Genomic DNA, 12101 nt, shown 5'->3' on the forward strand with positions numbered 1-12101 from the left:
ACCTGCACCCTCCATACAGCAAGCCAGAAACGCCATGCCCAGCCTCAAACCGGTCAAAAAAGAGAACCTTTCCGTCAGGGTCTACAACGAAATCCGTAATGCCCTGATCAACGGGCAATACGAACCTGGCGAGCGCCTGATCATCGGCGAGCTGGCGCAGGAAATGGGCGTATCCATCACGCCGGTGCGCGAGGCCATCTTCCGGCTGATCAGCGAGCAAGGGCTCGAGATGCAGGCGGCCACCGCGGTCTACGTGCCGTACGTCAACTCGGAAAAGCTGCGGGAGATCCAGCAGATCCGCTTCCACCTTGAAGGCATGGGCGCCGCCGAGGCCGCGCAAAACATCACGCGCAAGCAGCTCGACAACCTGATCGCGTTGCAACGGGATTTCATCTCGTGCACGTCCACCGACCCCAAGCGCGCCAGCTACCTGAACCGCAAATTCCACTTCGCCATCCTCGAAGCCAGCAACAAGCCCATCCTGCGCAACACCGTTGAGTCGTTCTGGGTCATCACCGGTCCCATCCTCAAGGTGTTTCACGTCAAGACCGCCGGCCTGGACTATTCCGAAAACGAGCATCGCCACGAGGCCGTCATCGAGGCCCTGGAAGCGCGTGATTCGGAAGCGGCGCGCAACGCCATCCAGGCCGATCTGGTCTGGGGCGGAAAGATCATGATCGACTGGCTGGTCGAACGGGAAAAAGAACTCGACTACCGCCCCCCCGGGGCTCGCAAATAGGGAGACGCCATGCTGAAGATTTTCGGAGCGCCCAGCCGCTACATCCAGGGATCGGGCGCCCTGGACGCGCTGGGGCAATACGCGGCGCTGTTCGGAAAGCGCGCCGCGCTGGTCATCGACAGCTATGTGCATGGCGTGTTGGGTCCGAGAATCGAGGGGCTGTGCGCCCAGCATGGCGTGGCACTTGCGCCGCTGATCGTCGAAGGCGACCTGACGCCTGAAGTCATCGACGGATTGCGCGCGCAAGCCGCGCCGGCGAACATCGACATGGTCATTGCGGTGGGCGGCGGCAAGTCGCTGGATGCCGGCAAAGCCGTGGCCAAGTCGTCGCATTGCCACCTGATCACCGTGCCCACCGTGGCGTCCAACGACGCGCCCACCAGCAAGAATTACGTGCTTTACGACGCACATCACAATCTCCTGGCCGTCGAGCACATGCTGTTCAATCCGACCATCGTGCTGGTCGACACCGCCATCGTCGCGACCGCGCCGGTCCACTTCTTCCGGGCCGGGCTGGGCGATGCAATCTCCAAGAAGTTTGAAGCCGAACAGTGCCAGCGCAACGGCGGCAAGAACATGTACGACGCGGCGCCGCTGCTCACGGCCCAGCTCATCGCCGACGGCTGCCTGCGCACGCTGCTGGCGGACGGCGCGGATGCCGTGGCCGTTGCAGGAAGCGGCCAGCCCACGCCCGCGTTCGAGCGCGTGGTGGAAGCGATGATCCTCATGAGCGGTCTTGGATTTGAAAGCGGTGGCCTGTCCATTGCCCACGCTCTGACGCGCGGGCTACCAAAGATCAACGGCGTCGCCACCGCGCTGCACGGCCTGCAGGTGGCGGTGGGCTTGCTGGTGCAGCTTGACCTGGAGAACCGCAACGACGGCATGCTGGCCGATCTGAAGCAGTGGTATGCCCAGGTCGGCCTGCCGGTCACGCTGCGCGAACTAGGCGCGGCCGGCGAGCCATCCGATGCGGAACTGTCGCTGGCGGCGGACCTCAGCCTGAAAGCGCGCCATGCCGCCAACTTTGACCGTACGCTGGATGTGACCACGCTGGCCGCCGCGCTGCGCCGTCACGCCTGACCCCACTGCTGCCAGCAAGGGCTGGCGGGTTTGATGCCCGCCGGCCGCCCTGCCCGCCCGCGGCATCAGAACGCGACGTTGTCCTTGCCTTTCAATCCCAGCTTGGCCCGCGCTTCGTCCGGCGTCGCGACATCCAGATTCAGCGCCTCGAGGATGCCGCGGATGCGCTCCACCTGCACGCGATTGGATTCGGCCAGTTGTCCCGGTCCGATCCACAACGAATCTTCAAGACCCACCCGCACGTTCGAACCCATCGCCGCGCCGATAGTTGCCAGCGGCATCTGGTTGCGGCCGGCGCCCAGGATCGACCATTCGTAGTCGTCGCCAAAGAGGCGGTCCGCCGTGCGCTTCATGTGCATCAGGTCTTCCGGGTGCGGGCCGATGCCGCCCAGGATGCCGAACACCGATTGGATGAAGGGCGGCGACTTGACCAGGCCGCGGTCCACGAAATGCGCCAGGTTGTAGAGGTGGCTGATGTCATAGCACTCGAACTCAAAGCGCGTGCCGTTGGCGTTGCCAAGCGTCAGAATGGATTCGATGTCCTGGTAGGTGTTGCGGAAGATGAGCGAGCGGCTGTTCTCCAGATGCTCCCGCTCCCAGTCGTGCTTGAACTCGGAGAAGCGGTCCAGCATGGGAAAGAGGCCGAAGTTCATGGAGCCCATGTTCAGCGACGCCAGCTCCGGCTGGAACGTAGTGGCCGGCCGCATGCGTTCTTCCACCGTCATGTGCGGACTGCCGCCGGTGGTGATGTTGATGATGGCGTCGGTCTCGCGCTTGATGCGCTCAAGGAAAGGCTTGAACAGCGCCGGATCCTGCGAAGGCTTGCCCGTCTGCGGATCCCGCGCATGCAGGTGCAGGACGGCGGCGCCGGCCTTGGCCGCGCCGATGGCCGCCTCGGCGATCTCGTCGGCCGTGACCGGCAGGTGCGGCGACATGCTGGGCGTGTGGATGGCGCCCGTCACGGCGCAAGTGATGACGACTTTCTGTTTGGGCTTAGCCATTGTTGTCTCCGTGTTGTTTGTGACGCATGAGGCGCATCAGCTTTTCGTCGCGCCAGAAGCGGCGTGCGGCAAGGTCTTCCTCGGGCAGCAGGGCGCGCCGCTCCTCGGATAGTGCGTCGACCAGCGCGCCTTCCCAGGCCACGCAATCGCCCTGGCTTGCGCCAATGGACTGATAGAGTCCGCCATAGCGGCGGCAGTAATCCGCGATGCCGCCCGGCGCGTTCAGGTCGATGGTTTCAAACGGTCCCATGAAGGACCAGCGCAGACCCAGGCCGTCCTTGACGGTGGTGTCGATGTCTTCGGCGCTGGCGATGCCCTGGCTTGCCAGCCGGAAGGCTTCCTGCAGCAACGCGCCTTGCAGGCGATTCAGGATGAAGCCTTCGATTTCGCGCCGCACCAGCACGGGCTTCTGGCCGATGCCAGTCATCACGTCGCGCGCGCCGGACAGCGCTTCGGGGCTGGTCCACGGCGCCGGGCACAGTTCGACGACCGGAATCAGGTACGGCGGATTGACCGGATGCGCCACGAGGCACCGGTGCCTGCCGGCGAGATGCTCGGTGAACTGGCTGGCCGGGATGCTGGACGTCGAGCTGCCGATGATGGCGTGCGGTTCGGCCAGCGCGTCCAGTTCGCAAAACAGCGCGCGCTTGATCTCGACGCTTTCCGGGGAATTCTCCTGGACGTAGCTGGCGCCCTGCAGCGCCTCTTGCAGGCTGGCCGACACCTGCACGCGGTCGACGATGGCGTCCGCGTTGTCGAGCAGGCCCTGTGTTTCCAGCACGCGAAGCTGTTGCAGGATGAGCGCACGCGCTTCGGCAAGCATCGCAGCGTTCACATCATGAAGCCGCACTTCCCAGCCCATGCGCGCGAACACGATGGCCCACCCTTGCCCGATCAGTCCCGTTCCAATGATGGCCGCGCGCCGCGGCATGTGGTCCGCGGCCATCAGTAGAGCTTCTGCGTGAAGCCGTCCACGACGATGGCCTGGCCTGTCACGCTGCGCGCCGCTTCGCTAGCGTTGAACAGGACCATGTTGGCGATGTCGCGGGCTGTGACCATGCGGCCGAGCACGGCCTGGTTTTCGTACTGCGCCGCGATCTCTTCGACCGGCCGGCCCAGCGTATCGGCCTTGGCGGCGATGACGGCGCGAATTCGCGGGCCTTCAACCGCGCCGGGCAGGATGGCGTTGACGCGAATGCCATGGCCGCCCAGTTCGATCGCGAGCGACTTGGTGAACCCGATGACCGCCCATTTGGAGGCGGAATACACCGACCGGCCCGCAAAGCCAAGATGCCCCGCCGCCGAAGAGAGATTGATCATCACGCCGGCCTTCGATTCCTTGAGCAGGGGAATGGCCTGACGCGCGCACAGGAACTGGCCGGTGATGTTGACGGCGAGCGTTCGGTCCCAATCCGCCTTGGAAAGCGTTTCGACGAAACCCGTGGGACCGGCCACACCCGCGTTGTTGATCAGAATGTCCAGGCCGCCGAGTGTTTGGCGAACGGCGGCGAACAGCTGTTCAACACCGGCTTCGTCGGATACGTCGGCCCGCGCCACCTGCACACCGGGCAGTTCCGTAGGCAACGCGGCCAGCCGTTCCTCGTTGACGTCGCACACGAACACGGTAGCGCCCGCGTGGTGAAAGACCTTGGCCATTTCCAGGCCCAGCCCATCGGCGCCGGCGGTGATGAGTACTTTCTTGCCGGTGAAATCCACTTCCTCGAACATGCGCTTGTCTCCTAGGATCGTTCTTATAAGTGCGGACCATCATATACGATATATGATAAAACCAGCTATCCTGTGATCCGTCTTGCGTGTGCCGCTTCATCCAAAAAGCGTCGTTCGCCTGACGGAATCAGCTGCGCATTTTCCTCGTATTTCGGCCGCTAAGGCTTTATTCATGCGGTTTCAGGGAATTCCCTGATTCGGCATGAAGCGACCGCCACTAGAATCCAAGGCGAGGGTTCCTCGCCCCGCCGGCGCATATATCATATATAGCAAAAGACGGACGGAACGCAGATCCAGTCCGCATTCCATACCAATAAAGGAGCGTAGACAGTGTTCAAGTTCAACAAAATTGTTTTGGCGCTGGGTGTATGCAGCGCGCTGGCAAGCGGCACCGCAGCGGCCGACATGAAGGTAGGCGCGCTATTCCCGTTCAGCGGCGCGCTTGCGCTGCTTGGACAGGAAAGCTATCGCGGTCTGGAACTGGCCGTTAACGAGATCAACGCGGCCGGGGGGATCAACGGCGAGAAGATCGAAATCATCAAGGCCGACGCCGTCGATCCGACCCAGGCGGTGTCCGAGACCAAGCGCCTGATCTCGGCCAACGTGGTCGGGGTGTTCGGCAGCTATGCATCGGGCATTTCGTACGCGGCTTCGCCCGTGACGGAGCTGGCGGGCGTGCCCTACTTCGAACTGGGTGCCACCGCGCATAAGATCACCACGCGCAACTACAAGTACCTGTTCCGCAGCAACCCCAACACCGCGCTGTACGGCGTGTCGGTCGTGAACGCGTTGCATGACACCATCGCGCCGGGCATGGGCCTGAACCCGAAGGACATCAAGATCGGCATCATCCACGAAGACGGCCCGTATGGGACCGACGTGGCGGCCACCGAGAAGAAGCGCGCCCAGGAACTTGGCTACAACGTGGTGGAGGTTTTGCCGTATTCGGCCAAGACCGTCGACTTGTCGTCGCTGATCCTGCGCCTGAAGGGCGCGAAGACCGACGTGGTGCTGCAGACGGCCTACCAGAACGACGCCATCCTGTTCTTCAGCCAGGCGCGCGCGGCGGCTTTCAAGCCCAAGGTCGTGATCGGGGCGGGCGGCGGCTATTCGCTGGCCGACACCGCCAAGGCCGTGGGCGCCGACATGAACGGCGTGTTCGACCTGGACTTCCCGCAAGCGTCCATCAATCCGGCCGGCGCGCCAGGCCTGGACAAGTTCCTCGAAGCCTACAAGGCAACCTACAAGAGCGATCCGCAATCCGGCCACAGCCTGACCAACTACGTCGGCGCCAAGGCCTTCTTCGAAGCCATCGCCAACGCCAAGTCCACGGACAAGGACAAGATCCGCGCCGCGGTGCTGGCCTACAAGAAGCCCGCCGGCCAGACGGCTAACGGCTGGGGCTTCGACTTCGGCGAAGACGGGCAGAACAATGCCTCGACCTTCTACGTGATGCAGTGGCAAGACGGCAAGCTCGTCACCATCGGCCCGGAAAACCTCGCTCTCGGCAAGCCCATCTTCAAGAAATAAAGCGCGATGCCAGCGGCCGGGCGCCGGGGCCTTGCGCCCCCGGTGCGCGTCCGGTCTTACCCGGGGCCTGAGCGCCCCGCCCCTGGACGCTGCGGGACAGGGACGGGGCGCTTCCCGCACTTAGAGGTTGCACAATGGAATTATTCATTCAACTGGTCATCAACGGCCTGTTGCTGGGCGGCGCATACACGATCATCAGCCTGGGGCTGACGCTCATTTTCGGTGTCGTGCGCGTCGTGAACTTCGCGCATGGCGAGTTCCTGATGATCGGCATGTACATGGTCTATCTGATCGCGGCGCAGTTCGGCGTCCACCCCTACGCGGGTCTGATTCCGGTGGCCGTGATTCTGTTCGCGCTGGGCGCGCTGACGCAGAAGGGCATCATCCAGCCGCTGCTTCATGCGGATCAACACATCCAGATCTTCGCCACGGTGGGCGTGTCCACCATCCTCTTGAACCTGGCGCTGGTGATCTTTGGCGCAAACGTCTATCGCGCGCCGGTCGAATTGGGCACCAACGCCATCGAGTTCGGTCCGTTCTCGATGGTCACGGGACAAGTCGTCACGTTCATCATCGGCCTGACGCTGGCTGTGCTGCTGCACCTGTTCATGCACCGCACCTATCTGGGCCGCGCGTTGCGGGCTGTGGCACAGCACCGCTACGCCGCCACGCTGATGGGCGTGAACGTCAATAACGTCTACGCCATTGCTTTCGGGCTGGGCACCGCCTTTGTCGGCATCGCCGCGGGGTTGCTTGCGCCACAGTACCCGGTGTTCCCCACGGTGGGCACCTACTTCGTGCTGACCGCGTTCGTGATCGTGGTGCTGGGCGGGCTGGGCAGCCTGTATGGCGCCGTCGCAGGGTCCATGATTATCGGCATCGTCGACACGCTGGCGGGTTTCTACATCGCGCCCGACCTGAAAGAGGTCGTCTATTTCGGGATCTTCCTCTTGATCCTTGTCCTGAAGCCGAACGGTCTGTTCGGTGTCGGTACAGAGTGACCAGAACAACAAGGAGCAAGACGTGTTTCCCGACTTTCGACATCCCAAAGCCTACGTCAGCCTCATCCTGCTGATCACGATGTTCCTCGTGCCCGTCGTCATGGGCACGCCCTTCTGGACCAACCTCTTCGTCCTGCTGTTCGTGTTTTCCGCGCTGTCGGTCGCCTGGAACATCGTGGGCGGCTATGCCGGCCAGTTGTCCCTCGGCCATGCGGTGTTCTATGGCATCGGCGGCTACACGGCCACGCTGTTGACGCAGAACTTCGGCATCTCGCCGTGGATCGGCATGTTCGCGGGAGCCGCCATTTCCGCGGCCGTCGCCATCTTGATCAGCTATCCCACGCTACGCCTGCGCGGACCCTTCTTTGCGCTGGCGACCATCGCCATCCTGGAAGTGGTTCGCCTTCTGGTCATCCACGAGGAAAGCTGGACCGGCGGCTCCAGCGGCATCAGCCTGCCCTTGAACATCGGCTGGGCGTGGATCGTGTTCCGCGAGAAGATCAACTACGTCATCATCGCGTTCGGTCTGTTCGTACTGGTGACGTGGGTCTCGTGGTACATCCGCAAGTCGCGCATCGGACACTACCTGATCGCGATCCGCGAACGCGAGGATGCCGCGCTGGCCGTGGGCATCCACACCGTGCGCGTGAAGATCATCGCCGCCGTGGTGTCCGCCGTGCTGACCAGCATCATCGGCACGTTCCACATCACCTACCTGACCTTCGTCGATCCCAGCTCCGCGTTCTCGCTGGAGCTGTCCATTCAGGTCGCGATGTTTGCGCTGATCGGCGGGTTGGGCACCGTTTCCGGCCCGATCGCGGGCACCTTCCTGGTGCTGCCCATCGCGGAACTGGCGCGCGGCTGGCTCAGCAGCGTCGGCAACGGCATGCACGGGTTGATTTACGGCCTGATCCTGGTCGCGGTGGTGCTAACCATTCCGCGTGGGCTGGCAGGTGCGTTCGGGCCGTTCATCGAGCGCATGCTGGCGCGCCTGCCCTACCTTGGCACGCCGCCGGCCAAGCTCAAGCTGGCCGACGAGATCCGCATCCGTAACGCCACCCGCAGCGAGCAGCCGGTCCTGAAGGCGGAGGGACTGTTCAAGAGCTTCGGCGGCCTGCGCGCCACGAACGACGTATCGCTGACGCTCAACCAGCACGAAATCCTGGGCATGATCGGGCCCAATGGCGCGGGCAAGACCACGGTGTTCAACCTGCTGTCGGGCTTTCTGTCGCCGGACAAGGGCGACATCACGATGCGCGACGAGCAAGGCAACTGGGTCACCTGCAAGACGCCCGACGCCTTCGCGCACAAGGGCCTGGGCCGCACGTTCCAGATCGCCAAACCGTTCACGGGACTGACGGTGTTGGAAAACATCATGCTGGGCGCGTTCATCCACACGTCGGACCGCGACGAGGCCGAGCAGATCGCCCTGAAGGTGGCCGAGCAGACCGACCTGGTGAAGTATCTGAACACCGAAGCGCGCAGCCTCACGGTGGGCGGCATGAAGCGTCTGGAAGTGGCGCGTGCGCTGGCGATCAAGCCGCGCATCCTGCTGCTGGATGAAGTGATGGCGGGCTTGAACCCCACGGACATCGAGAAATCCATCCAGATGATCCGTCGCATCCGCGATTCCGGCGTTTCGGTGCTGCTGATCGAACACATGATGCAGGCCACGATGGCGCTGTCCGACCGCATCATCGTCCTGAATGAAGGGGGCGTGCTGGTCAGCGGCGCCCCCAAGGACGTGGTCGAGAACCCGGCCGTCATCGAAGCCTATCTGGGCAAGGAGTATCAGGATGCTTAAGGTGTCGAATCTGACGTCGGGCTATGGCAAGAGCCAGGTGCTCAACGGCCTGAATTTCGAGGTGAACGCGGGCGAGATCGTCACGCTGATCGGCGCCAACGGCGCGGGCAAGACGACCACGCTCAAGACGCTGTGCGGCGTGATTGCCGCCACGCAGGGCAAGGTGGAGTTCGAAGGCCAGGACCTGACGAACCGCGAACCCTACGACATCGTGGACGCCGGGATCACCATGATTCCCGAAGGGCGACAGCTCTTCCCGCACTTCACCGTGCGGGACAACCTGCTCATGGGCTCGTACAAGCGCGCCGCGCGGCCGATCGTCGAACGCAAGCTCGACGAAGTGCTGCGCATCTTCCCGCGCGTGAAGGAGCGGCTGAGCCAGTACGCCGGGTCGCTGTCGGGCGGCGAGCAGCAGATGGTGGCGATTGCGCGCGGCATGATGGCGGACCCGAAGCTGCTGGTGTTCGACGAACCGTCGCTGGGGCTGTCGCCGCTGCTGGTGCAGCAGATGTTCGACATCATCCGCGACGTCACCTCGCACGGCGTGACGGTGCTTCTGGTGGAGCAGAACGTGTTCCGCACGCTGCGGCTGGCGGATCGCGGTTATGTGCTGGAAAACGGCGCGATCGTGCGCACGGGCACGGGCGCGGAACTGCTCAGCGACCCTCACGTCAAGAAGGCCTATCTGGGCCACTGAAATCCAAGGACGAACGTCTCATGTCTTTACGCTGCACATTCATCGACCATGGCAAGGGCGGCGCGCCCGACTGCATGCGCATCGCCGAACGCGACATGGAAGCGCCGACGCGCCGCCAGGTGCTGATCGAAGTAGCCTTCGCGGGCGTCAACCGCCCGGACGTGCTGCAACGCTCGGGTTCCTATCCTCCGCCCCCGGGCGCCTCGCCCTATCTGGGCCTGGAAGTGTCGGGCACCGTCGTGGCGGCCGGTCCCGAGGTGCAAGGCTTGAAGGCCGGCGACCAGGTCTGCGCGCTGACGCCGGGCGGCGGCTATGCCCAGTACTGCCTGGCCGACGAGCGCCATTGCCTGCCGGTGCCGCGCGGTCTGGATCTGCTGACGGCCGCGGCCATTCCCGAAAACTACTTCACCGTCTGGACCAACGTGTTCGACCGAGCACGCCTCACCGCAGGCGAAAAGTTTCTGGTCCACGGCGGCTCGAGCGGCATCGGCCTGACGGCAATCCAGCTCGCACGCGCATTCGGCGCGGAAGTCTGGACCACCGTCGGCAACGTAGAGAAAGCGGATGCCTGCCGGAAAGCCGGCGCGCACCATGCCGTGCAGTACCGCGACGCAGACTTCGAGGCCGCCGTGCGCGAGGGCACGGGCAACGTGGGCGTCGACGTGATCCTGGACATGGTGGGCGGCGCCTACATCAACAAGAACCTGCGGTTGCTGGCCCTGAACGGACGGCTGGTGCAGATTGCGTTCCTGGAGGGCAGCAAGGCCGAGATCGACGCCCTGCCCATCATGACCAAACGGCTGCAATTCACCGGATCCACGCTGCGCCCGAGGTCCGACGAGGACAAGGGCGCCATCGCGCAATCGCTTGTGCAGAAGGTGCTGCCGCTCATGGATCAGGGAAAGTGCCTGCCCCTGATCCACGAGGTCTTCCCGCTGGCCGAGGCCGCGCGCGCGCACGCATTGATGGAAAGCAGCAAGCACATCGGCAAGATCATGCTGCAGGTGCGGCCATGAACGCGCGCTTTATCGGCCAGACCATCATCGTCACGGGCGCGGTCGGCGGCATCGGCTCGGCCATCGTCGAGGCGTTTCTGGCCGAAGGCGGCCGCGTGGGTCTCGTCGACTTCAATGCGCAGGCCGGGCAAGCCTACGAGAAGGAACTCCAGAAGCGTGGCCATGACGTGTGTTTCGTGCCCACCGACGTCGCGCATTTCGACCAGTGCCAGGCCGCCTATGACCGCATCACGCGCGAGCTGGGCGCCGCCACTGTCCTGGTCAACAACGTCGGCATCTCGCCCAAGACGAACGGCCGCGCGCTGAAGGTATGGGAGATGCCGCCGGCGGAGTGGAACAACGTCGTCTCGGTGAACTTGAACGGCGTGTTCTACATGACGCATCTGGCCACGCCGCTCATGGTGCAAGCGCGACAGGGGCGCGTCATCAACATGTCGTCGGTGGCCGGCAAGGCATACTGCGATATCGTGGCGGCGCATTACGCGGCCACCAAAGCCGGGCTGATCGGGCTGACGCGGCACTGGGCAGCCGAGCTCGGCGAACATCAGGTGACCGTGAATGCGCTGGCGCCCGGCCGGATCAGCACACCGCTGCTGAAAAGCGTGCCGCAGGAAATCAACGACGCGGTGGCGGCGATGACTGCGCTGCGGCGCCTGGGCACGCCCGAGGAAGTGGCGGATGCCTGCCTGTTCTTCGCGTCCGATCAGGCCAGGTTCGTGACTGGGCAGGTGCTGGACGTGGCGGGCGGCTGGCTGATGACCTAGCCCGCGACACGCTCAGTCCTGCACGCCCAGCCGGTAAACCACCGTGTCCAGGCGGCTGACGCCCGCAGACTGGAACTTGGGTTCCTTATCAAGAATGTCGCGGCGGTCGATGATGACGGCGGGCGAAACGTCCGAGAAGATTGCCTGCACCTCGCTGTCGACCACGGAAAACGGCGGGCCTGCCATCTCTTCCTGCGGATAGTCCAAGGTGATGAGCAGGCCGCGATAGGACGGCGACAGCTGCCCGTAGACGTGACGCACGTAGCTTGCCCGCATCGCGTCCGGCAGCGCGACGAGCGCCGCGCGGTCAAACACGCCCACGCAATGCGACAGCACCTGCGCATCCATCTTGAAGATGTCTCCGCAGACGATCTCGATGTTGCCGGCCACGTAGTGCGTGCCGTATGCGGACTCGTGCTTGACCGGCCGCAATTCGTTTTCGGTGAAGAACTGCTCCACCGCAAGCTGCGAGAGCTCTGCGCCCAGCACCTGATGGCCCTGCGCGGCCAGCCACACCATGTCCAGCGACTTGCCGCAAAGCGGGACCAGCACCTTGCCGCCCTTGGGGACGTCAAGCGTCGGCCAGTACTTCTGCAAAAGCGGCGTGATCCGAGCCTGATGAAAATGCGTGCGCCCTTCGCGCCACCGTTCCAGCCAGAATTCCGCGTCCATGACTTGTCTGCTCCTCCTATGAATACGTGTCGCAACTGCCGGGATCAGCGTACCTTCAGCCGTTGCCGG

12 protein-coding genes are annotated in these 12101 nt (G+C 63.9%); 8 read left to right on the plus strand and 4 right to left on the minus strand.

Annotation, left to right across the window (positions count from 1 at the left end):
* Positions 1–34 precede the first annotated feature (34 nt).
* Positions 35–739: a GntR family transcriptional regulator gene (locus B2W22_RS25505; RefSeq protein WP_056570648.1), complete on the plus strand. Its 705-nt coding sequence runs from the start codon at positions 35–37 to the stop codon at positions 737–739.
* A 9-nt stretch (positions 740–748) separates the two neighbouring features.
* Positions 749–1819, plus strand: a complete 1071-nt coding sequence (locus B2W22_RS25510) for a glycerol dehydrogenase (RefSeq protein WP_175186591.1) — start codon at positions 749–751, stop codon at positions 1817–1819.
* A gap of 65 nt (positions 1820–1884) precedes the next feature.
* Here the strand turns inward: B2W22_RS25510 and B2W22_RS25515 are convergent, their stop codons facing one another.
* From B2W22_RS25515 to B2W22_RS25525, 3 genes are read right to left on the minus strand one after another with little or no spacing between them, the layout of a single operon-like run.
* Positions 1885–2820 (minus strand): 3-keto-5-aminohexanoate cleavage protein, encoded by a 936-nt coding sequence (locus B2W22_RS25515; protein ID WP_286940064.1) that lies wholly within the window; start codon positions 2818–2820, stop codon positions 1885–1887.
* Positions 2813–3766, minus strand: a complete 954-nt coding sequence (locus B2W22_RS25520) for a 3-hydroxyacyl-CoA dehydrogenase (protein ID WP_286940066.1) — start codon at positions 3764–3766, stop codon at positions 2813–2815. The genes B2W22_RS25515 and B2W22_RS25520 overlap by 8 nt, the downstream gene beginning before the upstream one ends.
* Positions 3766–4548 (minus strand): SDR family oxidoreductase, encoded by a 783-nt coding sequence (locus B2W22_RS25525; RefSeq protein ID WP_175126002.1) that lies wholly within the window; start codon positions 4546–4548, stop codon positions 3766–3768. The genes B2W22_RS25520 and B2W22_RS25525 overlap by 1 nt, the downstream gene beginning before the upstream one ends.
* A 330-nt stretch (positions 4549–4878) precedes the next feature.
* Between B2W22_RS25525 and B2W22_RS25530 the strand changes: the two genes are divergently transcribed.
* The 6 genes from B2W22_RS25530 to B2W22_RS25555 all read left to right on the plus strand — a co-directional run bounded on the left by B2W22_RS25530 (position 4879) and on the right by B2W22_RS25555 (position 11360).
* The gene (locus tag B2W22_RS25530; protein WP_175126001.1) at positions 4879–6078 is read left to right on the plus strand and encodes an ABC transporter substrate-binding protein; all 1200 of its coding nucleotides are present in this window, start codon (positions 4879–4881) and stop codon (positions 6076–6078) included.
* Positions 6079–6212: 134 nt separating this feature from the next.
* Complete coding sequence (locus B2W22_RS25535; protein ID WP_175126000.1) at positions 6213–7079, plus strand: branched-chain amino acid ABC transporter permease; 867 nt, start codon at positions 6213–6215, stop codon at positions 7077–7079.
* A gap of 22 nt (positions 7080–7101) precedes the next feature.
* Entirely contained in the window at positions 7102–8883 is a 1782-nt protein-coding gene (locus B2W22_RS25540) for an ABC transporter permease subunit (RefSeq protein ID WP_175125999.1), read from the plus strand.
* Positions 8876–9580, plus strand: coding sequence for an ABC transporter ATP-binding protein (locus tag B2W22_RS25545; RefSeq protein WP_056570664.1), 705 nt, complete (start codon positions 8876–8878; stop codon positions 9578–9580). The genes B2W22_RS25540 and B2W22_RS25545 overlap by 8 nt, the downstream gene beginning before the upstream one ends.
* A gap of 20 nt (positions 9581–9600) precedes the next feature.
* Positions 9601–10596, plus strand: a complete 996-nt coding sequence (locus B2W22_RS25550; RefSeq protein WP_175125998.1) for an NAD(P)H-quinone oxidoreductase — start codon at positions 9601–9603, stop codon at positions 10594–10596.
* On the plus strand, positions 10593–11360 hold the full coding sequence (locus tag B2W22_RS25555; RefSeq protein WP_286940068.1) for an SDR family oxidoreductase: 768 nt from the start codon (positions 10593–10595) through the stop codon (positions 11358–11360). The genes B2W22_RS25550 and B2W22_RS25555 overlap by 4 nt, the downstream gene beginning before the upstream one ends.
* A 12-nt stretch (positions 11361–11372) precedes the next feature.
* On the opposite strand, the gene B2W22_RS25560 is transcribed toward B2W22_RS25555, so the two are convergent.
* Positions 11373–12032 carry a thiopurine S-methyltransferase gene (locus B2W22_RS25560; RefSeq protein WP_175125996.1) on the minus strand — a complete coding sequence of 220 codons (660 nt, stop codon included), beginning with the start codon at positions 12030–12032 and terminating at the stop codon, positions 11373–11375.
* Positions 12033–12101: the final 69 nt, after the last annotated feature.

Source organism: Achromobacter sp. UBA4530 (assembly GCF_002388205.1).
Classification (GTDB): Bacteria; Pseudomonadota; Gammaproteobacteria; order Burkholderiales; family Burkholderiaceae_B; genus Achromobacter; species Achromobacter animicus.